Genomic DNA, 24,004 nt, shown 5'->3' with positions numbered 1-24,004 from the left:
CCTATTGTACCTCTTGTTTCACAATTACTCTTTCATCCAAAAACTATCTATATCTTCGCCAACATCATCAAAATTCAAATGAAATGCTTCTCTTAGTTTTGTTGCACTTTGCTTTGCAACCGCATCGATAAACACTTCATGATTATGATGAATTCGTTCAAAATCAACCGGATTTTCAGTCATACGTTTGCGCATGGATAACAAGATAAGCGCTTCCATCACTGGCTTCAAATTGTTCCAAAATGTTTTTAGATACTGATGTTTAGAAGCTAATATCGTCACTTCATGAAATTTCATATCGTGTTCTGTAAATGCCTCTGCGTCTTCAAATTTAACAGCAACTCTCATCATTTCTAGTTGTTTCCGCATTTCTTTAACAATTTGCTCATGATTATCTTTTTTTATCTTATTAAAAGCAAATGATTCTAGCATAATTCTTAAATCATACAGTTCTTTTTTTTCATTATCATTAAAAGGTAAAACGTAGGCACCCATTCGTTCTAAATGAATTAACTGATCTTGCTTTAATAATTTAAATGCATCTCTTACTGGAGAACGACTCACATTAAATTCATTGGCAATTTGGTTTTCAGTTAACAATGTGTCTGGTGTAATCATGCCATCAACAATTCTTAAACGTATTTCCGAAGCAATCATTTCACCTTTAGAAACACCTTCAAGCCATTGTTCTGGATAAATATATTCCAAACGACTTCACCTCTCCACTCAATCGATATACTTGTATACAAGTATAGTAATATACATTCCGTATAATTGCAAGCGCTTGCAATTATACGGAGCATCTCCAAATTCCATAAAAAATCGGCATATCAAGTTTTCACTCGACATACCGATTTTTTCATTTTAATGACTTCCTGTTTTTAACGTTGTTACACAATGATGTGTTTGGTAACAATGCGGGCATTGTAATTTTCTAGTTTTAGGTGTATGTGCAGCAAACATCCACGTCGACAATTTAGGTTTAAATATTTGTTGACAATTCGGACATAAATAACTCACACGTTGATATATCGCTTTTGTCATAATGCCAGCATAAATTACTAGAATAGGTAATGTTGATAAAAAAGGCATCCATTTTTTTAATAATACGCTAGCGATGATAGATGTATATTGTATTATGATCGCAGGACTCAGCTTATATAGCAGTGGCATGTATAACGTCATGCCACGCTGATTTTGAATGACATATTTATGTGTGTTAATCAATTTTTCAATAGGTGCTTGCGCATCTTCACTGATACTGCTTTCCAGTTGTTTCATTTGATAAGCAGTAAGTTTCAATTTTTCAATTTCTTCATTAATTTCAGTTTTCTTTTGATGTAACATAACTTTTACTGCTTGTAACTTTTTGTCGTCTGTTAGTAATATTTTTATGTCTTTCAATGAAAAACCTATCGATTTCAATATTAAGATAATTTCTAAATTTACTTTGCTTTGTTCGTCAAATAATCGTCTACCATTACTTGATGATGGCATCGATTGTAAGAGTCCTTTTTTATCATAATACTGAATCGTTCTTACTGTTACATTGCAATGCTTTGCTAGTTCTCCTGTTTGATATAGTGTCATAAAATAACCTCCTTGACGTTAATCATACATGGTGACCTAACGTAACGAGCAAGTGTAACATTCGTTTTTAGTGCATAATATTTGTTTAAGACTCTAATTCTCAAAAATTTCGGAATGAATATTTTGCATTTTACTTTCAACAGTTGTAATTTCATTGGCACATTGTTTTAAAATTTCTCTATAATCCTCTGTATTTTTATTATTTTTGTAACGTATTTTATGTTCTAAACTCGCCCACATATCCATACCTATTGTTCTAATTTGAATTTCTACTGGTACTTTTTCTACAGAATTCGCTAAAAACACCGGTATTGACACTACAATATGCAAACTTCTATAACCGTTATCTTTTGGATTCATAATATAATCTTTTCGTTTTAATAACTGAACATCCGCCTGTTTTAACAATAATTCTTCAATAACATAAATATCATCTATATAATTACAAACAACTCTTATACCTGCAATATCATAAATATATGCTTTCGCTGACGCTGTGTTGATTTGATATCCTTTTCGATCTAATTTTTTAATCAGACTTCTCATTTCCTTAACACGACGTTCCATGTGATGGATCGGATTATGTTTATACAATTGTTGAAAATGATCGTCTAAAATATCAAGTTTAGTGCTAATTTCTTTTAGTGCGGATGAATATAATTGCTCTAAAGCAACAAAATCAATGACCATTTCAAATGCTTCTTCATAATTATTTATATATGATAAACTCTCTTTAAATTCTTCTTTCAAATCATCCATATTCAACGTTGGTTTACGTTCAATGTACATAAATCGTACCTCCAATAATTCATCTCTTTCCAAACATTATAGCTAAATTTAAAGACTACTTGAAACAATACAGTGAATATTTATCAATGAATGGTTCGAGTCAGAGATTACTTGATATGTGAAAGGGCATTTTTCAGTTTCGGCTGTTTGAGCTCATAAAAATCCATAGCTGCCTATTGTTTGTTCTAAAGCCAACTACTTCAATTGACATGTTTTGTTTTTTTCACTTATACATACAAAAGTCTCTATTCTACTAAATCAAATACATTTTCAGCTTCGCCTTCACGTTTTTTCACACTATTCGTTCATTTTATGTTCAATAATCTGAGTCCTTCTATTATCTGCAATGTTACGTGCTCGCTTCATAGCATCTGCCTTTTTATCGAAGCTATCCGTAGCTTGTTTCGCACCATCAGACTTTATTTTCCACTCACTATTCTCATAATAGACATGAACATCTTTATGATTTAATTGTGGATTTACAGATTGATCACGTTCATGCACAGTGATTTTTTTATTTTTCAACGCTTTCAATTCATCTTCAGTCGCATTTTTGTACCAATCTTCAGCTTGTTTCGTAGCGATTGGAATCGCATTGTCCTCTTGATATCCATCTTTAAGCATTGCATTTCCAATGTCTATTGCTTTTTTTCTTTCCAAGTTTTCCATATTTTTCCAACTTTGTGGATAATCTTCCATCGTCCAAGGCATGTGATAAAACCTCCATATTCAAACTTATATTAATTCTCTTTTACCTCTTTTTTCCTTTAACAAACTAAATAAATGCATTAAAAATGATATAAATATTTAAGACAACTATGATTTGTTCATTAATTGAAAGGGAATGATGAGTAAGAATCAGTGTTAAATAAAAGGAGGTTTAACTAACATGAATCTATCCATTGGCTTAATCCCTTCTCCTGACATGCCTCATAAATTAATCAACAAAATTTATTCAGAGCTCCCAAAAGATTTCACAAAACATGTAGATAATGGCGTGGAATGGCAATTTGAAATACACGTTGCATCTATGATTGGGACTGCGGAACATATGGATAAAGTTTTGGATATTGCATCCAATATGAAACAACAAAAAAATTGGGATTATACAATTTGTATTACGGATTTACCTAATTTTTCTAAAAATAAAAGTGCATTATGTGATATTGATTTCGATACTAAAACAGCACTTTTATCATTACCAGCGTTGGGAAACTTTAAGTTAAAAGAGAAATTAAGACAGTGCTTAATATTTATTATTGAATATTTACATTCTTCTGGTAGAAACAAAAACACTTTAAACTTTAAACATTTTAAATTGACTCAATTTAAAGAAGTCATACCTAAGGATAATAATGAAAATTATAGATCCCGTATCATTGCCAAATCTACATTTTTAGGTTGGCTTCATTTGATTTGTGGCATGACTTTTGCCAATGAACCTTGGTCTGCCATTTTTGATTTTAAAAAAATCATATCTGTTTCATTTGCCACAGGAACTTATATAGCAATATTTTCTACACCTTGGGATATCAGTCTTGATTATAGTTATTGGCGGTATATTTTACTGATGTTACTATCTGTATTAGGCATGGTTGGTTGGCTAATTTATTCTTATAAATTATGGGAAAGACCTAGCGCTAATACACAAAAACTTTATCGCTTTATTTATAACATCACGACCTTCACAACCTTATTGACCATCACCTTTTTAAATTTTATAGTACTATATATCTTGTTATCTCTAAGTACAATATTATTTGTACCTCCCGAGTTGTTTTCAAATTGGACATCATTAAACAGTGAGCATCCAACTATTTTAAATTATATTAACTTAATTTGGTTTATTACGTCATTAGGTATACTCGCTGGCGCTATGGGATCCACTGTTGAAAATGCTGAAAAAATTAAACGTGTGACGTATTCTTTTAGACAATACTATAGATCTAAATCACTGGAACAAGAAGATGAAGATAGCTCTAGCGCATATGCAAAAGCTGATTACTACAAGGGCGAAAAACAATCACATCATGAGGAGGAGGGATTAAATGAACACAACAACGGCTAAAATAGGTATTATTGCTGCACCGGGCGTCACTGAGAAAGTAGCGCGTAATCTTGAAATTGATTTGCCCCACATCCTTAGTGAGCAATATGAGCATTCAGTTAAATGGGAAATCGATACAATTATTGATCCTTTGACTGGTTCAGCAGAAAGCGTCCAACAAATTTTCAGTAAAATTGCTGATTATCAAGAGCATAATCAATGGCATTTTACAATTGGACTCACTGACCTACCGATGATTGAACAACAAAAAGTAGTTGCCATTGATATCAATAGACAAAATGGTGCTAGTTTAATTTCTATCCCTGCTTATGGATGGCGTCCAATCAAAAAAAGAATTCAAAACTCTATATTGGCTATTCTAAAGGCAATAGATGAATTTAAGCATTCTGAAAAAATTAACAATAATCATGACGCTATGTCATTGATGAATGCGCAGTTTCCTTTATCAAATTTACAATCACGAACTGTTTACTTTGAAAATACTACCTCACAACATACGCAATATTACGTATCGTCCAAGTCTAAAGGTATTTTTCGTCTTGTTAGTGGTATGACATTTGCAAATAACCCATTTAACATGTTAAAAAGCTTAAGTAATGTTGTGGCAATCGCCTTCACTACAGGTGCCTTTGGAATCATTTTTACGACAATGTGGAATTTAAGCTTTGTATATTCTGAGTGGCGCTTGTTATTAATGATGCTTGTAGCAATTTTCGGTATGATGATTTGGATGATCATTGCACATAATTTATGGGAATCAAAAAAAGAGAGCATGAATAAGCAAATCACTACCTTATACAACTTAACTACAACGATGACTTTAACTGTTTCAGTTATTATTTATTACTTTATTTTGTTCTCACTCTTTTTGATTGCAAGTTTAATTGTGCTCCCCTCAGATTATTTAGGTCAAGCATTACAATTAAAAACATCTGCAGGTTTAACAACTTACATAAACTTAGCTTGGTTTGCTGCATCAATTTCGACTGTAGCTGGTGCAATAGGTGTTGGTCTAAATAATGAAGCACTCATACTTGAAAGTACTTACGGATATAGACAAAAACAGCGATACAAGCAATTGCATAAAGAACAACAACAACAAGAACAACAACAAAGAAAAGCACAAGAAGATATAAAGGAAAAAAGACAAGAAGAAGAAGAAAAAGCTAGAAAACAACAAGATTCCAACTAGATATCGGAAAATAGCAATGCTTATTAGAGCATTGTTATTTTTCCATATTTGTAAAGACTTCACAAAACACTTCATTAAATTTTAAATATAAAACAAGCCAATGTCATCGGATATTAACTGCCGTAACATTGGCTTGTTTTGCATTATTCATGAGGTAATTTATTTGCTTGTCTTGCATTTTGACAATTATGTTGAATACTCATTAAAGAAGTTCTAATGTGCATGTATTGTGGTAAAGTTGCCATTTCTTGAACATTGATATTAGAACCGATTTCAAAGTGTTTAGCAATGTTTTCAAATACTAACAAATACTCTCCCATGGTTTCATCATTAATATGGTAACGTTTTTCATTACTTAATGCCCTCGTCAGCATAAAGCTGATTTCTTCTAGTGCATATATACTAGGATAATAGTATTGTATAACCCTTTTATTACTAAATACTTCACCATTCGCACTATTATATATTTGTTTCATATTGTTTAGTTGAACACTTAAATGCAACATTTCTTTTTTATCTCGCTCTCTCGATGAGTATTTGTTGCTTGAAAATAAATAATGGAATAACACTGCTTCATTACGAGCTACTGTAGCAAGCGTGCCTGGTAACATTGAAGAAGCAGTCTTTCTACCTATGATCAGTAGCGAAACAACAGCAATAATAATACCAACAATCACATCAATAATTCGTGGAAGTGCTATTAAAATCGAGAGATGGTTCGATGCTAAACCATTTAATAATATAACTTGGATTGTGATAAATATAACTGCAAATGAATAATTTGCTCCAACGAATATTTCTGTTATACCTGCTGCAACCGCAAGGAGTAATATAGCGATAGGTACAGGTGGTGTAGACAATAGTATTAATGACAGTACAAGTACACCTATAATCGTACCGATACCTCTTGATCCAGCACGTTCAAAACTGTGTAATGTAGTTGAACCTAATAATACTGTATGCGTACTAAGTGGAATCCAATATGCTTTGTCAAAATCAAACATCAATGCGATAAAAATCGCAATTGCCATAATAACGATATAGCGTATAGTATTTCTAAAGACAAATGAATCTATTGTCAAATTCGTAACTAATCGATGACCATAAATAGGTACACGTATATCCACTTCGTGTTCCAATTGTGCATCATTTGCATTCATTATGGCATCAACTTTGAATATATTATCTACAAGTTTTTGATAAGCTTCATCAATATCAACTTGGCGAGTCCATGTTTTATTTGTCTTACCTTGCGTATATACTAAATTGATTACGTAGTCTACCATCAATTTAATATCTTGAGGTAAAGGCCGTACATTTTTTTCATTTAATTCCAGTAATTCTGAATGTATACCTTGTGCAATATTATGTAGCAATATTAAACGTTGGAATTGTGGTGACTTTTGAGATTTGGCAGAACTTGCAGTGATGAGTTGGTTATCAGTATTTCTAAAAGCAGTCACAGCAAATCGGGATGCTTTTGAAAATGCTTTTGGATCATCAAAATTATAAACTAATTGTTTTATAATATTATAATCATTTTTAATTGATTTAACTTCAGCTGATTCTTTTGAAAGTAAAATCACCACGATTACTACAAATGTTGCTAATAAACCTCCGATAAATACTGAAACACCTCTTATTAATGCTTCATCTGGAGCAACTGGTAAATTAATTGGCAAACTAAATGCCACAATAAAAAAAGTTGATGATGGTCCAGGAATGTTTAATGAACTAAATACATAATATGGTATTACTGCTACAATCAATAATAAAATACCAAATATGATGGGTTGATTGACGGTCAACGTGCCTAACATCATCGATAATGCAAATACTATTGAAGTAAAAAATACTGTACGAAGTTTAGACTTTGCCGTACCGCCAAACACATAAATATGTGCTAACGTACCTGTTGAAATTAATAGACCGATTGAAAAATAATCGACTAAATAACCAATCATTAATGGTAAAAACATTAGTATCGCTTGTCTAATACCTTTAGCAACATCGATTTTCATAGCATTAAATTTTGTGAGTGACTTTAAATATTTAATCAATGGCGATTCACCTCTCCTTTTTATTTTATTTTAACAATGATATTTCATCTGATTTGATGGCAAAACATAAAAAAGACGGGTTAGAAATCTAAAATTTATATTTCGATCTCATAGTCCCGTCCCCGTTAAGGTCATTTTGTTTTGTGAAAAACTTGTTATACATAGCTTTAAATATAAATACTTTGCTTTTATACAATATTAAAGATATTTTAATTTATCCTTCAGCTCACTTTATCAAATACATAAATCTACAACTGGGGAAGTACATTGCAAAATAGTTCATTTCACAAATTTTGGTTGAGAAATCAGATACATTTTAATTAACGATTACTAAACTATTTTAACACTTTTATTGGTTTCTGCTAGGGCATTTCCTACAAATCGTTATAATGAATATGTTTAATCATTACTATATTCTACTTTAACGAGTAATTTTATTCTGATTGTTTGATGTCTTCGTGCACTGTTGAATAATCAATATCAGATTCTAAAAATGTCGCGTTATTTACTGGGAAATGTTGTTCAAGTGTTTCAATATTACTTATTTCTACATCGCCATGATTCATTTCAAAATCCAATACATGTCCACCTATTGTTTTATCTCTATCTACAAAATGTAAATGGAAACCTCCGGCAGCTATGCCATGAAAAAGTGTTGGTGCATAAAAACCAACGATCGTACCTTCAATTTGATCATAATGAAACTCTGGTTGTTGTTTAGCCGATTCAATTAGTTTAGTATACGGTTTTTCTTGTTTTGGCATCATTCTAACATGTACATTTTCAAATTTCCCAGATATTTTAACCGCAAAAAATAAGTTTTCACTGGCAGCGTAGCTTTTAGTTTGATTTAATACATATTCAGAATCAGTAATATGTCTCACTTCAAAACTAACATCCGGTTGAAATGGTGTGACCGTAGAAAAAGGGGTCATTTCACTACCTTCTAGTTGTTTGAAATTACCATGTGCATCAGCATGATAAGCGACGCCATCTAATATAATAACTTCACCGTCTGATCCTGTTAACGTACCGATACCTAAATCACCATGTTTTAAAATTTCATTCATTTCCATAGTGCCATCTAATAATCCAGCCATCAATGTACCGAGCGTGCCATGTTGATATAGCATGATATTTTCTCTCCTTATATCAGTATCTTTTTTAAAGAATTTCACTATTCACAATAATTCACAACATATTATTATACAATATAATTGTGTTTTTCAATAACTTTGTGCTCACAAAGCATTAATGAAACATGAATATTTCTCGATATCAACCTTATATGCTTTACTTTAAAACTATGATAAAACACACTTTGATTTCATTTATAAATATCGATTCAAGCTATAAATAAACGTCAACTTCGTTTTACCAAGATGGCATCCATCCTAGGAAAATGTTCAGTTAATACGCTTCAATATTTCAAAAAATGAAAGCGCCCGTTTCTATTCAATTGAATTTGAAACGGGCGCTTATGCGTTAATCACAGATGTTTATCTTCTATACGCTTATGTTATTAATTATTTAATTGTAGCAACTTCTATTTTAGGCGCTTCAAGTAAATAAGTTTCTATTTCTTTAAAAAATGTTTGAAAATGTTCTGATTGATTATGTGCTTCTAAAGCAGCTTGATCTTTATATTTTTCTATAAAAGCAAAAGTTTGAGGTTCATTTGTATTTTCAAAGTGCGCATAATATAATGCACCTGCTTCTTGATTTGCTGCAATGACTAAGCGTTCAACCTCTGCTAAATAATTTTCTCTATGTTCTGATTTAATCTTCATTACTGCAGTTACTAAAATCATATATAACCTCCTGAGATAATCGCTCTTGCAAAGTTTGTTTATAAGAGTATTAAAGTTCTTCTTTTTCAATGATTAACGGTTGATCCGGTTTAACAAAAAACCACATAATTATTGCAAACACGACTGGGATAATAACTAATTCTAATGTCACTGTCCAACCAACAATATCAACCATCATACCTGCTAATAAAGGACTCAGCAATGCACCGATATTGCCCCATAAATTCATCCAGCCAGATACTGAACCAGAAAAATTACGTCCTAAATCTGTAGCTGCCGCCCAACTCATTCCTGTAGCAATTCCTATTCCGCCTAAACATAATGACAACCACAGCACATTTGCTACTAAATTGTTTGTTTGAATTGACATGAATAATGAGATACAAAATACCACAAAACCGATGATTGCAATGGACGCTCTCGCAACAAATCTTGATTTTCCATTTTGTAATAGCTTATCAGAGATTGCACCGCCACATAATATTAATAAGAACATAGCAATCCATGGTGCACCTGCTGCCCAAGCCATATCAGGGTCGGTTAATTTGACATTATATTGTTCCGTTAGATATGTAGGTAACCATATTAAGAATAGTGACACAACAAATTGTACAACAAAATATTGTGCAGCCAATGCATAAAAGCTAAATCTTCTTAAGAAGATATTCCACGGCGCGTTACTTTTTTCAGTTTTTATGATATCACGGTTTTCCATAATATATTTTTTTTCTGCTTCATTTACCATTTTATGTTGTTCCGGTAAATCTTTTGAAATAATAATCCATAATAATGCAATGACAATACCAATAGCACCAAAAATATAAAATACAGCTTGCCATCCAAACATATTAACGATAGCAATCGTAACTACAGGTGCAATCACTGGTCCAAAATATGAACCCGCTAACAATGCACTCGAAGCACGTCCTTTTTCACCTTTAGCAAACCAAAATGAGTTAAACACTGCATTCGAAGGATACATAGGTGCCTCACCTATACCAAATAAAAAACGTACAGCATATAATAAACCATGATTTTTAACAACACCAGTTAAAATCGTGAAAGCACTCCACCATACGAGCGCAATTGTTAACATTTTTTTAGAGCCAAATTTTTCTGCCAAAAAACCTGAAGGTACTTGCATCAACGCATACCCTAACGAGAAAAATGATGCTAATAAACCAAACTGTGTTTTCGTCAAATGTAAATCTTCCATCATAGGTCCTGCAATAATGGAAATATTTGATCTATCCATATAAGCAATTACACCTATAATGAAAAACGCAATAGCAAAATACCATCTTATATTTGTTCTTTTTTGTTCCATTTTTTTACCCACACTCTCTCCCTATTTCACTAGTCATCATATGACCTATTGTGTGCCTAGATATTACCACAATATGAAATCGCTTACAACTACTTTTTTCATTTTATGATAATACCTTATTCATTCTTATGAACAGCGTACACAGTTTATGTGACAGGTATTAACACCAGTTCTTTAAAAACCTAAATCTTCACTATAATATTAGTTGAAATAAGTTTTTCTTAAATCCCTCAGTGCATTGAAATTTTAAGGCAACAAATTTATTAATTATCTTTATATTACCTTAAATATGCATTACACATTAATTTAGATTATAATACAGAAGTAATTAAAAAATACCATCATGTTTGATTAAGAAAAGGAGCGACACTTATCGCCATGGAACAAATACTGACAAACTTTATAAATTCATGGGGTTATACTGCTATTGCAATATTAATCCTATTAGAAAATATATTACCTTTTATTCCATCTGAAATTATTTTGACATTTGCAGGACTGATGACAGTTAAATCTGATTTATCCATACCTTTACTTTTTATCATATCTACCATTTCATCGTTAATCGGTTTAATCATACTTTATTACATCAGTAGTATCGTCTCTGAAGCACGTTTATATCGTTTTGTTGATAAATATGGAAAATGGATCAAACTCAAAGGAAAAGATATTGCTCGCGCTAATGAATGGTTTAAAAAATACGGTGCTATTGCAGTCTTTCTTTGTCGCTTTATTCCTGTTTTACGCGTATTAATCACCATACCAGCAGGCATTAATAGAATGAATATTGTATTATTTACTATTCTTTCGTTAATAGGTACTACAATTTGGAACATTGCACTCATCTTCTTAGGTAGCATGTTGAGCAACAGTTTTGATACGTTAATGAATGGCTTACACACTTATTCATATATTATGTATGTCATCATCGCTATAGCTGTCGTATATCTCTTTATTCGTATCTACAAAAAGAATCGCACACATCAATAAGTGTACGCTTTGCTTTAGTTTAAAACTTTTTACGTCATTTGCTCGTATAACTGATATCTATCTTAGCAATCAGACAAAATCCGTAGGGTTTTTGTCTGATTTTTTTATAAAAAAAGACTAACTTCCCCCTTTGAAGTTAGTCTTTCACGATCTTTAATTTCTCCCTAAAATTTTGAACAGAAAATTTTCTATTACTTATGTGCGCTTTTAATATTTATATAATCAAAATACTACCCCTTTATCAAACTACAATGATAATGATTATTTATTACCTTTTACTATTTGACGAACTTCTTCTAAATCGCCTTCTACATCAATTTGAGGTTTCTTCGTCATTTTACTAACTAAAATGGTAACAATTAAACTTGTTAAAAATCCTGGAACAATCTCATACAAATTAAAGAAATCATTAATTTCACCTAATGGTTTAACAAAAGCAATCCAAACAATTACAACAATTGCACCTGAAATCATTCCGCTGACTGCACCAGTACGACTTAAACCTTTCCAATATAAACTCATTAATACAAGTGGTCCAAATGCAGCACCAAAACCTGCCCAAGCGTTACCTACAAGATTTAAAATTGTATCATTAGGTGACCATGCAATGATAATTGAAACAATTGCAACTAAAACAACTGACATACGTCCCACAAAAACAAATTCTTTTTCATGTTTTTTTGCTGCTTCCTCACCACGGAACAATTTATAAAAATCTTCAGTTAATGAACTTGATGTCACCAATAGTTGTGACGAAATCGTACTCATAATCGCTGCTAAAATAGCTGCAAGTAAGAAACCGCCCACAAGTGGATGGAACAATATTTGACCCATTAATATAAACAGTGTTTCTGGATCCTCAAGTGTTACACCACCACGATTGACAAATGTAATACCTACAAGACCTACACCAACTGCACCCAGTAAGCTAATTGCCATCCAACCTATACCAAAACGTCTTGCTGTCGGTAAATGTTTCACTGATTTAATAGACATAAAACGCACAATAATATGTGGTTGTCCAAAATAACCTAAGCCCCAAGCAAAGAATGATATGATACCAATAACCGTTGTACCCTTAAATAAATCAAGGTTTGTCGGTTTCAAATCTGCCGCTTGCGACAAAGTATCCAATCCACTTAATTGCATCATCGCTACTATTGGTACCATGACCATAGCAATTAACATGATTACCCCTTGGAAAAAGTCCGTTAACGACACGGCTAAATATCCGCCGAAGAAAGTATACGCAATTACAATAATAGCAACTAATAATAATCCAAAATGGTAGTTTAAACCAAAAGCACTATCAAATAATTTACCACCTGCAACCATTCCAGAATGAGTATACAGTGTAAAGAACACGACAATAATACCACCTGATATAATTTTAATCACATTTGATTGATCATCTAAACGATTTCTAAAGAAATCAGGTAATGTTATTGCATCTCCAGCTTTTTCTGTATACACACGTAATCGTGGGGCTACAACGAGATAATTTATGTATGCACCAATAGTCAGACCGATTGCCAACCATGCAGCTGATAACCCTGTCGTATAAACTTCACCGGGCAATCCCATAATCATCCAACCACTCATATCTGATGCTCCAGCAGATAATGCTGTAACATAAGGTCCTATGTTTCTACCACCTAACATATACTCACTGATATTACCTGTCGCTTGCTTATAGCCGTAATATCCAATGACTAATAGCACAACAAAATACGCACCAAGCATAATATATGTCTGCCAGTTTGGATTTACTTGACTCGATAACGATGCTCCCAAAGTAAACATAAAATAAACTCCCTTTGTATAATTTTGTTACATGCACTTATTATACAAAAGTTTAAAAATTTTTAAACCGCTATTTAAAAAATATTTTTTGCAAATACATTCCAAATCACCTTCAATACGCTCAAAACAATTGTTATCAAGCTATTTTTATCGCTTTAAATAATATGTGTATTTTTACAAATATAGGGTTAAATACTTATTTTTATAATTCAAAAAAATGTATGTTTCCTACAATATTTACATTTATATGAGAATTTGCTTATTTGAGTAACATCGTTATTTTTAACAATTTTACCGCTTTTTTGACAAAAAAATGAAGCCATTCCCATTAATTAAAAGATAGTATAAATAATGTAATCAATACTAGACACTCACCCCAAAAATAATGCTACAATATTACACATACAATGGAAACGTTTTATTAAATAGAATGAGTAACAAAACTACCTAATTGGAGTGACATAAATAATGCATGATGCAACAGAAAAAAGTGTAAAAGAAAAATATTTAGATTTATTATCTCAACAATTTAATAACAGAGAGGAATTAGCAACTGAAATTATAAATCTTGAGTCTATTTTAGAACTTCCAAAAGGTACGGAACATTTCGTCAGTGACCTACATGGAGAATTCCATGCATTTCAACATGTATTAAGAAATGGTTCAGGAAATGTTCGTTCTAAAATCAGTGATATATTTCAAGATACTTTGACACGCCAAGAAATAAATGAATTTTCGGCACTTGTATATTATCCAGAAGAAAAATTAAAATTAATTAAAAATAGTTTCACCTCAAAAGAGCGCTTAGATGAATGGTATATCACAACGATTAATCGTCTTATCAAATTAGTCACTTATGCTTCTTCTAAATATACACGAACAAAATTACGCAAAACTTTACCTAAAAATTATATTTTTATAATAGAAGAGCTGTTATATAAAAGTAATAAATATAATAATAAACATTCATATTATCAGACACTAATGAATCAAATTATTGAACTCGAACAATCAGATGATCTGATTATCGGTCTGTCCTTTACAATTCAACATCTCGTGGTGAACCATTTACACGTTGTAGGTGATATTTATGATCGTGGTCCAGAACCTGATAAAATCATGGACACCTTAATTGACTATCCTTCTGTTGATGTACAATGGGGAAATCATGATGTCTTGTGGATTGGTGCCTATGCTGGTTCTAAAGTGTGCTTAGCAAATTTACTCAGAATTTGTGCGCGTTATGATAACTTAGACATTATTGAAGATGCTTATGGTATTAATTTACGTCCATTATTAACACTTGCTGAAAAATACTATTCAGGTGACAATCCTGCTTTCAAACCTAAAAATGCTGAAGGACTGTCTCAATCCGAAATAGAACAAATCACTAAAATTCACCAAGCAATCGCAATCATCCAATTTAAACTAGAAGCACCTATCATTAAGCGTAGACCTAACTTTGAAATGGAAGAACGATTAGTGTTGGAAAGCATCGACTATGAAAATCATACAGCCACACTTTATGGTAAAACTTATGCTTTAGAACATACTTGTTTCCAAACAATTGATCCAAGCAACCCTAACGCATTAACTGAAGATGAACACGAAGTAATAGAAAAATTATTATTATCAGTGCAACAATCTGAAAAATTAAAACGTCACATGACATTTTTAATGCAAAAAGGGAAACTTTACCTTCCTTATAATGGCAATTTGCTAATTCATGGTTGTATTCCTGTGGATGAAAATGGAGAAATGGAATCTATGGTTATTGATGGTGAAAAATGCTATGGCAGAGATTTGCTCGACCATTTCGAATACTTTGTAAGAGAGGCATTTGACCATAAAGACATACATGATGATCTAGCAACGGATCTTGTTTGGTATCTATGGACAGGTAAGTATTCGTCCTTATTTGGAAAAAGAGCAATGACAACATTTGAACGTTATTTTATTAATGATAAATCAGCACATAAAGAAACTAAAAACCCTTATTACTATTTACGTGAAGACGTAAATATGTGCAAAAAAATGTTAAAAGATTTCGGTTTAGATCCAGAAGAAGGACATATAATCAATGGCCATACACCAGTTAAAGAAATTGACGGCGAAAACCCAATCAAAGCAAATGGTAAGATGATTGTCATCGACGGTGGATTTTCAAAAGCCTACCAATCTACAACTGGTATTGCCGGCTATACTTTACTCTATAATTCTTTTGGAATGCAGCTTGTAGCACACCAACACTTTAATTCTAAAAAACATGTCTTGCTCAATGGGGCTGACGAGCTTTCTATAAGACGCGTGGTAGACAAAGAGTTAAAACGTAAAAAAATACGTGATACTAATACTGGTAAAGATATACAAGAAAAAATTGATGTGTTAAAAGTATTGATGCATGACCGATTTGTCAACTAATTTTATCCATGACTTCTTCAAAAATGATAATGAAATGATGCCGTATTCAGTGACTAAAAGTTCAAAAAAACAACGCGGCGAATGCTACGTTGTTTCATAAAAATATAGAAAACGACACTATTTATAAACGCCGTTCTCTTAAATTGTAAACTTAATCAAAGCACCATTTTCTAGGCTGTTAATCCCTAAATTCCATGGGTATGCAGCCTAGTTTTTTTAGGTTCTGCCTTTATAAATATTTTCAATTTGTTTACTCAACCTTAGAGCTGTTCCGTTCTCTCAAAAAATACAAATGTATATATGATATGAACTTTATGATTTATTTCTCGTTTCGTTTAAGATAAAATAAATCATTGTGATGTTTATTAAATAAGTATGATTACCATATGTATGGCAAGAAAGGATTCCAATTATATGTCTAGTTTAAAAGAAAGTATCATCGTTGCTTTTGCGTTTGTAGGTGTTGTTGTGGGTGCCGGCTTTGCGACGGGCCAAGAAATTTTCCAATTTTTTACTAGCAATGGTAAATTTAGTGTTTTAGGCGTTATTATCACCGGATTTATCATTACCATAGCTGGTGTATTGGTATTAAATACAGGCTACCGATTGCGTTCACACAGCCATACTGAGCCCATAAAGTTTTACCTACCTCGAACAATTGCGACAATTTTTGATATGATTTTAACACTGTTTTTACTTACATTAGCTATGATAATGACAGCTGGTGGCGTTTCAACGATTCATGAAAATTTTGATATACCTTATGCTATTAGCGCTTTGATTTTAGTCATTATTATCTTGGCTACTTTATGCTTAAAATTTGATCGTTTAATCACTGTTTTAGGCATGGTTACACCATTTTTAATTATTATTGTATCAATAATTGCTATTTATTATTTCACTACTGGAAGTTTTGACTTTGATTCAGCGTCGCAATATGCCAATAGTGGCACACGTACAGATAAATGGTGGTGGTTTGATGCAATTAATTATGGCAGTTTGCAAGTTGCAGCTGCGTTTAGTTTTCTTTCTGTAATGGGGGGACGTATAAAATCTGAAAAGGCAACATATTTAGGTGGTATTTTAGGTGGCATGGTCATAACGTTTTTATTATTAATGTTAAACCTTGGTATGGTCACAGAATTTACAAAAATAACAAATGTAGCGTTACCGTCACTATTATTGGCAAAACAAATTTCACCTGTGATTGGTCATTTTATGGCCATTATCATGGTATTAGTGATTTATAATACAGTTGTGGGATTAATGTATGCATTTGCCTCTCGTTTCACAGAACCGTATAAACAAAATTATTATATTTTAATTATAATTATTGCAATTATTACATTTGCTACTACGTTTGTCGGTTTTATTGAGTTAATTGGAAAAGTATTTCCATTGATGGGACTCTTTGGTTTTATTTTGTTAATTCCTATATTAATCAAAGGTATCTTTTATAAATCACATTCATCATAACAAAAACCTCTAGACGAGAGTTTCAATATTATCATCATTCAATCATAATATTGAGTTGGTCTAGAGGTTTTTTATTTTGCTATCGCAGCACTTACATATCATTATTCTAATTAAATTGTTATTTATTCATCTTCTAATAATGATTGGCCTGCAATAATGCCTTCACGTGTCAACTCGTGACTATTCACCCATATTTGTTTAACTGTTGCGCCAGCTTGATTAAAGATATCAATCACATGTTGACTATCCTGAACAGAAACGATAGGGTCATTTTCACCCATTGATAATAATACCTTGGTATTGGATAAATCTTTGTCATTTACTGACTCTAAAGGATATAAAGGTGCGTAAAGTAGTGCTTTGTTAAATGAAATATCTGGGTGTAACATCATGCTTATCGCAATATTAGAACCATTAGAGAAGCCTACTGGTATAGCTTGGGTCAAATCAAAATGATACGTTTCAGCCGCTTCTTTTAAAAATTGTATTAAATTGTTTGTTCTATATTTCAAATCTTCAACATCATATTGTCCTTCACCATATCTCTTGAAGAAACGATTCATACCATTTTCCGAAACTTCTCCTCTTACACTTAGTACATTATAACTTGCATTTAATGCTTGTGCTAAAGGTAAAAGATCATGTTCATCTCCACCTGTGCCATGTAATAAAATAAAAGTTGGACCGTTTAAATCACCTTGTTTAAAAATGTGTTCCATTATTTATCATCTCCTTTTTAATATACTTATATTCGAATAGGTGGTAATAATTTCAATAATGCTTCTCTTTGTTCCTCATATTGTGGCGGTAACATAAGATGTGTACCCAAGTCTTCAAATCGTTCATCTATCGTAAATCCTGGTCCTTCAGTAGCAAACTCAAAAATAATGCCACCACGTTCTTTCATGTAAATAGCATTAAAATAATTGCGATCTTTCACTTCCGTTACATGATAGCCCTTGTCTTTCATTTTCATTTGCCAAGCTTTGTGTTCCTCATCATTAGGTACTGACCATGCAATATGATGCACGACACCAACACCCCATCGTACACGCACATCGGCAACTTCTTTTTGAACTATCACATGGTGTCGCCATTCTCCTTTAGTTTCAAGGTGAATATGACGCTTATTTTCATCTATTAGCTCTAACCCCATATCCTCATTTAATGTTCGTACTGTTTGATATGGCTCAATTGATAGCATGCTAACACCATGAAAACCTATAATATTTTCTCCACTATCGTACGTATGCGCTTCATCAGCTTCCACAAGTGCTAATGGTAACGCATGTGTATCTGAAAATTCGACCGTAGCTTTATTAAATAATTGTGTTCTCGCAGTTTCTATCCCATGTGATTGCAAATGTTTTTCCCAATCTTCTAATGATCCTTTAGGCACTCGAAATGCTATACGTTGAACCTGACCAGAACCGATACGTCCTTTATAATTGTTGGGCCAATTAAAAAATGTCAATATTGTTCCATTATCCACATTGCCATTCGCAAAATATAGATGGTACGTGGAAGGATCATCAAAATTCACTGTTTTCTTAATTAATTTTAAATTGAGTATATCTCTATAAAATTGAATATTCTCTTCTGGATTACCTACAATCGCCGAAATATGATGAATATGACTAATATCTTCCATAAAATAACTACCCTCTCACTTTTTAATATTAAGATTTAAGCAATCTCACAATTTAATGTGAACGTCTTGTATCAAATGGACGCACTTCTGATTCTATATAATCACGTTTTTCTTCTAAAAATGGTGGTAATGCAAGGCTTTCGCCCAATGTTTCATATGGTTCATCTCCCATAAATCCAGGTCCATCTGTAGAAACTTCAATCAAAATATGACCAATACGTGCATATAATGCTTCAAAATAAAATCTATCTACTAAGCCTGAGTTACCAATACCATACTGTTCATATTTTTCTAACCATTTAGATATTGCCTCATGATCTTTTAATCTGAATGAAACATGATGCACTTCACCATAACCTTGTCTTGCTTCTGGTCCAGTTGCATCTTTTCTTAAAAAGACTTGGCCACCATTACCACCTTCACCTACTTCTAATACTGCAACGTTTTCTTCTTCTATAATTGTTGTCATACCAAATATATCTTCTAAAATCTTTTTAAAGTCTTCAAAATAACTAACAGTTATTTCAATCGGGCCTAGACCATAAATCGCTTTATCTGTTGGTACTGGGCCTTCTTTCCATGGTTGACCAGCTGCCACACCTTTATTGTTTTCATCTGAGATTAATTGATAACTTTGTCCATCTGCTTCTTCAAAAGGCAATACCTTTTTACCAAATAATGTTTGAATGCCTTCATGTTTAATATTATATTCATTAAATCTTTGTTCATAATATGCTAACGCTGCATCATCAGGCACACGAAATGACGGACGTGTAATTGAATTTGTACCAGAATGCCCTTGAGGAACATTAGGAAAATCAAAAAATGTCATATCTGTACCTGGAGAACCAACATCATCTGCAAAGAATGTATGATAAGTATATATATCATCTTGGTTTACAGTCTTTTTCACAAGTCTCATTCCTAATACTTCAGTAAAAAATTTATAGTTTCGTTCAGCATCATCTGTGATTGCTGTTACATGGTGTATTCCTAATAATTGAGTGTTTGTCATAATAAAACTCCTTTTTCCATTATATTTATCTCGATTTCGAAGTAATTTTGAATAAAATTTTTAAGTGCTACGACTTATTGATAGGTTGAGCACTTAATTTTTTTAAAGCTTGTTGCAATGTTGCTAATTCTTCGTTTGACAATACTGAGAAAGTTGATTCTAACGTAGCTGCATGTTCTGGAAATATATCATTCATTAGTGCATGTCCTTCTTCTGTAATTGAAGCATTCGTTACGCGCTTATCTTGTATATTTCGAATTCTTACTACATATCCTTTTGCTTCTAACTTATCAACGACATATGTGATACTGCTACTCGCAATTAAAACTCTGTCACCAATACGTTGTATCGGCTGATCACCTTTATTATATAATAACTCTAAAACTGCAAACTCCGTTATATTCAAACCATAACGTTGAATATCATTTCTAACGATTTGTTCTAAATGATCTACGGTTCGATTTAAACCAATAAAGGTATTCAATGACTCTTTAGTACGATTCATTGCATCACCAACTTTCAATTTATTTCGATTTCGAGATAAATTATAATACCCTTTTGAACATAAGTCAACACATTAAGTATAAAAAATATACTAACATCCCATTACTTAACAAAACCAAAGTTTTATGATTATTTCTCAAACCGTTTCTTCTGCTCAAATAAGTGGTATATATCATAGTGTGGAGGTGTCGTAATGAATAAATTATTTATAAACAACCAATTTGTAGAAAGTGAGTCTAATGACACAATGAATGTCATTAATCCTGCGACAGAAGAAATCATAGACACAATTACATTTGCGACTAAAGACGAAGTAAATTCAGCTGTGGAAAAATCTAAACATGCACAATTAGAATGGGAAAAGGTCCCTCAACCAACACGTGCTGACCATGTAAAAATGCTAATTCCGTTATTAGAAGAACATAAAGAAAAAATTGCAAAATTATATGTTCAAGAACAAGGTAAAACACTCAATTCAGCAATCGGTGAAATAAACAAGGCAATACACTTTATAGATTATATGACAAGTCAAAGTATGAATAGCAAAGGTGAAGTGATTCAAAATAGTCGTGAAAATGAGACGATACAATTAACTAAAAAACCTATTGGTGTGACAGCAGGTATCGTACCATGGAATGCACCCATCATGGTATTAATGAGAAAGGTCATTCCTGCTATAATCTCAGGTTGTTCTGTAATAATAAAACCTAGTGAAGAAACATCATTAGTAACTTTAAAAATTGCAGAATTGTTCCGACAATCAACGATTCCTGCGGGTCTTATTCAAATTGTTCCTGGTAAAGGAGAAACGGTAGGTACGCAATTAGCAGAACATCCAGATATACAATTAATATCAATCACAGGTAGTATGCGCGCGGGTAAGTCCGTTTATGCCAAAAGTGCCCAAACGGTTAAAAAAGTTAATCTTGAACTTGGCGGTAATGCGCCTGTAATAGTGACACCAAATGCCAATTTAAATAAGGCAGTTGATTACATTGTGGCTGCTAGAATTAATAACGCAGGACAAGTATGTACTTGTCCTGAACGCATCTTTGTTCATCATGATATTCACGAAACTTTCATTAACAAACTAAAAGATAAAATGGAGACTTTAAATGTAGGCGATCCATTCGATGATCAAACTGATTTCGGTGCAATTATCAATCAAAAACAATTAGCAAGCATAGATGAAAAAGTTCAAAAGGCAATTCAAAATGGGGCTCAATTAATTACAGGTGGCAGCATCATAAATCGTTCTGGTTATTTTTATGAACCAACGATTTTAGACCAAGTTAATCCAGACGACGAAGCTTTTAAAGAAGAAATTTTCGGCCCTGTACTACCTATAATTAAATATTCTGATTTTGAAGCAGCTATTGAACACGCCAATCACACAAATGCCGGTTTATCATCTTATATATTTTCAGAAGATTTAAAAGAAGTAATGACAGCAACTGAACGTCTTAAATTTGGTGAGGTTTATGCAAATTGTGAAGCAGAAGAAGTTGTGAATGGATATCATGCTGGTTGGAGAGAGTCAGGTATTGGAGGCGCTGATGGTATTCGTGGGCTTGAAGAATATTATAATACAACAGTGTCTTACATCAGATATGATTAAAATGTTAATTATTGAAAAATACAAACATGTTGAAATGACTAAATGTATATTAAAAAACGATGATAGTACTTTCTATCACAAAATCAAAAGAGGTTGGGACAAATTTTTTGTCTCAACCTCTTATCTTTATATTAAAATTACTCATTAAGTGCTTTATTTAATGACTTCATATTTTCTTTCATTAAAGATTGATAAGATATTTGCTTATCCTCTATATCTTCTTTTGATAAGGTTGCCATATTATGAAATTTTAGCGGGGTTGTATTAGATTCTTTTTGAATAACATTTGTAACTTTAGATGTTATATTTTGTTCATATAATACATAAGGTTGTTTAGTTTTATTTATATTTTGAACGATATTCATGAGTTCACGTTGACTAGGTTCTTCATTATTCATGCCACTAACACCTTGCTGTTTAAAATGATAGCGATTTGCAAGATAACCTATAGAGTCATGAGAAATTATGGCTGTATCACGTTTAGGATGTTGTGTGATTCGCTTCATCTCATGATCAATTTCATTCATATCCTTTATCAAATGATTATAATTACGCGTGTAATACGTTTTGTGCTTAGGATCCTTCTCGATCAAATCATTTTTAATCACCTTAGCAAATTTTTTATTTAACACCGGATCTAGCCATACATGTGGATCTTCCCCCCCATGATTATGGCTTTCATGTGTTTCATGATGTTCATGTTCGTTATGATCGTCATGTGCTTCATGATTTGAAATTAAATCATGGTGATCAAGGTGTGCAGCAACAGGTAACTTCAAATTATTATTTTTAATTGAACTTGCAACTTTCTTGGCAACGGGATCCATTTCTTCATTCGAATAGATAAACAAGTCACTTTTAGCGATATTAATCATTTCTTTTTGTGTCGGTTCAAAAGAGTGCATATCTGCACCAGGTGGATAAATCGAATCAACTTCTACATATTTGCCTCCAATCTGATTAGTGAAACTTTGGAATGCAAAGGCTGTCGTATATATTTTTAATCTATTGTTCGAACTGACGTCTTTTTTCTCAGAATTTATATTTCCGCATGCACTTAACAATACGATGAATATACAGGTCAGAATAAGTAACATAATTTTTTTCAAAAAACGCCCCTCCAAATCGAAATTATTCCGTTAAAACTATAAACTTATTTTCACATTTTTTCAATGGTTTTTTATTATTCTTCAATTTTTACTAACATCATTTATGTTTGAAATATATGCTTAATTTTAAAATTTGTTTAACTTAAGGCAAAATGTGATATTAAATATATATGATGTTAATAACATGGAGGTGTTAGAATGGCGGAAATCAAACAAGGTACAAATAAATTTTATGTAGGCGATAACGAAGATAATCCACAAGCGGAGATTACATTTCAATCTCAAGGTGACAACCATATAATCATTGACCATACAGGTGTACCAGATGAACTTGGTGGTCAAGGTTTAGGTTCACAACTTGTAAAATCAGTAGTTGACTATGCACGTGATAACAATTTAAAAGTCTCCGCGACATGCCCTTTTGCTAAGTCAGTTATTGAGAAAAAACCAGAATTTCAAGATGTATATGCAGATTAATTAGGTGTCTACAACCTTTTCAAAGTCCAAAATAAATTTGGATATAAAACATCTTAAACTAAATCATCATTTTGAATGAGCCTGGGATGAATCAGTAGTCCCC

21 protein-coding genes are annotated in these 24,004 nt (G+C 32.3%); 7 read left to right on the top strand and 14 right to left on the bottom strand.

Annotation, left to right across the window (positions count from 1 at the left end; translation table 11 throughout):
- Positions 1–24: 24 nt before the first annotated feature.
- The 4 genes from KA814_RS01275 to KA814_RS01260 all read right to left on the bottom strand — a co-directional run bounded on the left by KA814_RS01275 (position 25) and on the right by KA814_RS01260 (position 3,090).
- Positions 25–708: a GntR family transcriptional regulator gene (locus KA814_RS01275; protein WP_019470073.1), complete on the bottom strand. Its 684-nt coding sequence runs from the start codon at positions 706–708 to the stop codon at positions 25–27.
- A gap of 156 nt (positions 709–864) precedes the next feature.
- The gene (locus KA814_RS01270) at positions 865–1,590 is read right to left on the bottom strand and encodes a MerR family transcriptional regulator (protein ID WP_064209285.1); all 726 of its coding nucleotides are present in this window, start codon (positions 1,588–1,590) and stop codon (positions 865–867) included.
- Positions 1,591–1,683: 93 nt separating this feature from the next.
- On the bottom strand, positions 1,684–2,379 hold the full coding sequence (locus KA814_RS01265; protein ID WP_064209284.1) for a GTP pyrophosphokinase: 696 nt from the start codon (positions 2,377–2,379) through the stop codon (positions 1,684–1,686).
- 297 nt (positions 2,380–2,676) lie between these two features.
- Positions 2,677–3,090: a DUF2188 domain-containing protein gene (locus KA814_RS01260; protein ID WP_019470070.1), complete on the bottom strand. Its 414-nt coding sequence runs from the start codon at positions 3,088–3,090 to the stop codon at positions 2,677–2,679.
- 178 nt (positions 3,091–3,268) lie between these two features.
- On the opposite strand from KA814_RS01260, the gene KA814_RS01255 reads away from it, so the two are divergent.
- Together KA814_RS01255 and KA814_RS01250 are read left to right on the top strand one after the other, a co-directional pair.
- On the top strand, positions 3,269–4,447 hold the full coding sequence (locus KA814_RS01255) for a hypothetical protein (RefSeq protein WP_064209283.1): 1,179 nt from the start codon (positions 3,269–3,271) through the stop codon (positions 4,445–4,447).
- Entirely contained in the window at positions 4,428–5,639 is a 1,212-nt protein-coding gene (locus tag KA814_RS01250; protein WP_064209282.1) for a hypothetical protein, read from the top strand. Before KA814_RS01255 ends, KA814_RS01250 begins: the two co-directional genes overlap by 20 nt.
- 143 nt (positions 5,640–5,782) lie before the next feature.
- On the opposite strand, the gene KA814_RS01245 is transcribed toward KA814_RS01250, so the two are convergent.
- The 4 genes from KA814_RS01245 to KA814_RS01230 form a co-directional block, all read right to left on the bottom strand.
- Positions 5,783–7,699 (bottom strand): FUSC family protein, encoded by a 1,917-nt coding sequence (locus KA814_RS01245; RefSeq protein WP_107521710.1) that lies wholly within the window; start codon positions 7,697–7,699, stop codon positions 5,783–5,785.
- A gap of 434 nt (positions 7,700–8,133) precedes the next feature.
- Positions 8,134–8,832, bottom strand: a complete 699-nt coding sequence (gene budA, locus KA814_RS01240; RefSeq protein WP_064209281.1) for an acetolactate decarboxylase — start codon at positions 8,830–8,832, stop codon at positions 8,134–8,136.
- 393 nt (positions 8,833–9,225) lie between these two features.
- Positions 9,226–9,510, bottom strand: coding sequence for a putative quinol monooxygenase (locus tag KA814_RS01235; protein ID WP_046206786.1), 285 nt, complete (start codon positions 9,508–9,510; stop codon positions 9,226–9,228).
- Positions 9,511–9,559: 49 nt separating this feature from the next.
- A complete protein-coding gene (locus tag KA814_RS01230) occupies positions 9,560–10,837 on the bottom strand; it encodes a pyruvate MFS transporter (RefSeq protein ID WP_046206974.1) in 1,278 nt (425 codons plus the stop codon).
- 378 nt (positions 10,838–11,215) lie between these two features.
- Between KA814_RS01230 and uptA the strand changes: the two genes are divergently transcribed.
- Entirely contained in the window at positions 11,216–11,827 is a 612-nt protein-coding gene (gene uptA / locus KA814_RS01225) for an undecaprenyl phosphate transporter UptA (RefSeq protein WP_046206785.1), read from the top strand.
- Positions 11,828–12,088: 261 nt separating this feature from the next.
- Here the strand turns inward: uptA and putP are convergent, their stop codons facing one another.
- Positions 12,089–13,630: a sodium/proline symporter PutP gene (putP, locus tag KA814_RS01220; RefSeq protein ID WP_064209280.1), complete on the bottom strand. Its 1,542-nt coding sequence runs from the start codon at positions 13,628–13,630 to the stop codon at positions 12,089–12,091.
- Between the two features lie 468 nt (positions 13,631–14,098).
- Between putP and KA814_RS01215 the strand changes: the two genes are divergently transcribed.
- Positions 14,099–16,051: a fructose-bisphosphatase class III gene (locus KA814_RS01215; RefSeq protein ID WP_040029774.1), complete on the top strand. Its 1,953-nt coding sequence runs from the start codon at positions 14,099–14,101 to the stop codon at positions 16,049–16,051.
- A gap of 414 nt (positions 16,052–16,465) precedes the next feature.
- Positions 16,466–17,527 (top strand): YkvI family membrane protein, encoded by a 1,062-nt coding sequence (locus KA814_RS01210; RefSeq protein WP_064209278.1) that lies wholly within the window; start codon positions 16,466–16,468, stop codon positions 17,525–17,527.
- A gap of 122 nt (positions 17,528–17,649) precedes the next feature.
- Here KA814_RS01210 and mhqD read toward each other — a convergent pair whose 3' ends face one another.
- The 4 genes from mhqD to KA814_RS01190 all read right to left on the bottom strand — a co-directional run bounded on the left by mhqD (position 17,650) and on the right by KA814_RS01190 (position 20,698).
- Positions 17,650–18,246 carry a methylhydroquinone degradation carboxylesterase MhqD gene (gene mhqD, locus KA814_RS01205; protein WP_064209277.1) on the bottom strand — a complete coding sequence of 199 codons (597 nt, stop codon included), beginning with the start codon at positions 18,244–18,246 and terminating at the stop codon, positions 17,650–17,652.
- A gap of 26 nt (positions 18,247–18,272) precedes the next feature.
- The gene (locus tag KA814_RS01200) at positions 18,273–19,178 is read right to left on the bottom strand and encodes a VOC family protein (protein WP_064209276.1); all 906 of its coding nucleotides are present in this window, start codon (positions 19,176–19,178) and stop codon (positions 18,273–18,275) included.
- Positions 19,179–19,230: 52 nt separating this feature from the next.
- On the bottom strand, positions 19,231–20,193 hold the full coding sequence (gene mhqE, locus KA814_RS01195; protein ID WP_019470059.1) for a ring-cleaving dioxygenase MhqE: 963 nt from the start codon (positions 20,191–20,193) through the stop codon (positions 19,231–19,233).
- Positions 20,194–20,260: 67 nt separating this feature from the next.
- On the bottom strand, positions 20,261–20,698 hold the full coding sequence (locus tag KA814_RS01190) for a MarR family winged helix-turn-helix transcriptional regulator (RefSeq protein ID WP_046206973.1): 438 nt from the start codon (positions 20,696–20,698) through the stop codon (positions 20,261–20,263).
- Between the two features lie 192 nt (positions 20,699–20,890).
- Between KA814_RS01190 and aldA the strand changes: the two genes are divergently transcribed.
- A complete protein-coding gene (aldA, locus tag KA814_RS01185) occupies positions 20,891–22,315 on the top strand; it encodes an aldehyde dehydrogenase (RefSeq protein WP_064209275.1) in 1,425 nt (474 codons plus the stop codon).
- Positions 22,316–22,452: 137 nt separating this feature from the next.
- Here aldA and KA814_RS01180 read toward each other — a convergent pair whose 3' ends face one another.
- Complete coding sequence (locus tag KA814_RS01180; RefSeq protein ID WP_064209274.1) at positions 22,453–23,424, bottom strand: metal ABC transporter solute-binding protein, Zn/Mn family; 972 nt, start codon at positions 23,422–23,424, stop codon at positions 22,453–22,455.
- 198 nt (positions 23,425–23,622) lie between these two features.
- On the opposite strand from KA814_RS01180, the gene KA814_RS01175 reads away from it, so the two are divergent.
- On the top strand, positions 23,623–23,901 hold the full coding sequence (locus tag KA814_RS01175; RefSeq protein ID WP_019470056.1) for a GNAT family N-acetyltransferase: 279 nt from the start codon (positions 23,623–23,625) through the stop codon (positions 23,899–23,901).
- Positions 23,902–24,004 lie beyond the last annotated feature (103 nt).

The organism is Staphylococcus sp. GDY8P196P, assembly GCF_017891705.1.
Classification (GTDB): Bacteria; Bacillota; Bacilli; order Staphylococcales; family Staphylococcaceae; genus Staphylococcus; species Staphylococcus ureilyticus.
The sequence above is the reverse complement of the archived record's forward strand: the minus strand, read 5'-3'. Positions and strand labels throughout refer to the sequence as shown.

What these genes read in the sequence shown, in the direction of transcription:
- mhqD (WP_064209277.1), bottom strand. Translation starts at nt 18,246, where the DNA reads ATGGAACACATTTTTAAACAAGGTGATTTAAACGGTCCAACTTTTATT.
- KA814_RS01260 (WP_019470070.1), bottom strand. Translation starts at nt 3,090, where the DNA reads ATGCCTTGGACGATGGAAGATTATCCACAAAGTTGGAAAAATATGGAA.
- KA814_RS01190 (WP_046206973.1), bottom strand. Translation starts at nt 20,698, where the DNA reads ATGAATCGTACTAAAGAGTCATTGAATACCTTTATTGGTTTAAATCGA.
- KA814_RS01200 (WP_064209276.1), bottom strand. Translation starts at nt 19,178, where the DNA reads ATGGAAGATATTAGTCATATTCATCATATTTCGGCGATTGTAGGTAAT.
- KA814_RS01230 (WP_046206974.1), bottom strand. Translation starts at nt 10,837, where the DNA reads ATGGAACAAAAAAGAACAAATATAAGATGGTATTTTGCTATTGCGTTT.
- KA814_RS01235 (WP_046206786.1), bottom strand. Translation starts at nt 9,510, where the DNA reads ATGATTTTAGTAACTGCAGTAATGAAGATTAAATCAGAACATAGAGAA.
- uptA (WP_046206785.1), top strand. Translation starts at nt 11,216, where the DNA reads ATGGAACAAATACTGACAAACTTTATAAATTCATGGGGTTATACTGCT.
- aldA (WP_064209275.1), top strand. Translation starts at nt 20,891, where the DNA reads ATGAATAAATTATTTATAAACAACCAATTTGTAGAAAGTGAGTCTAAT.
- mhqE (WP_019470059.1), bottom strand. Translation starts at nt 20,193, where the DNA reads ATGACAAACACTCAATTATTAGGAATACACCATGTAACAGCAATCACA.
- KA814_RS01175 (WP_019470056.1), top strand. Translation starts at nt 23,623, where the DNA reads ATGGCGGAAATCAAACAAGGTACAAATAAATTTTATGTAGGCGATAAC.
- KA814_RS01210 (WP_064209278.1), top strand. Translation starts at nt 16,466, where the DNA reads ATGTCTAGTTTAAAAGAAAGTATCATCGTTGCTTTTGCGTTTGTAGGT.
- KA814_RS01270 (WP_064209285.1), bottom strand. Translation starts at nt 1,590, where the DNA reads ATGACACTATATCAAACAGGAGAACTAGCAAAGCATTGCAATGTAACA.
- putP (WP_064209280.1), bottom strand. Translation starts at nt 13,630, where the DNA reads ATGTTTACTTTGGGAGCATCGTTATCGAGTCAAGTAAATCCAAACTGG.
- KA814_RS01265 (WP_064209284.1), bottom strand. Translation starts at nt 2,379, where the DNA reads ATGTACATTGAACGTAAACCAACGTTGAATATGGATGATTTGAAAGAA.
- KA814_RS01215 (WP_040029774.1), top strand. Translation starts at nt 14,099, where the DNA reads ATGCATGATGCAACAGAAAAAAGTGTAAAAGAAAAATATTTAGATTTA.
- budA (WP_064209281.1), bottom strand. Translation starts at nt 8,832, where the DNA reads ATGCTATATCAACATGGCACGCTCGGTACATTGATGGCTGGATTATTA.
- KA814_RS01255 (WP_064209283.1), top strand. Translation starts at nt 3,269, where the DNA reads ATGAATCTATCCATTGGCTTAATCCCTTCTCCTGACATGCCTCATAAA.
- KA814_RS01250 (WP_064209282.1), top strand. Translation starts at nt 4,428, where the DNA reads ATGAACACAACAACGGCTAAAATAGGTATTATTGCTGCACCGGGCGTC.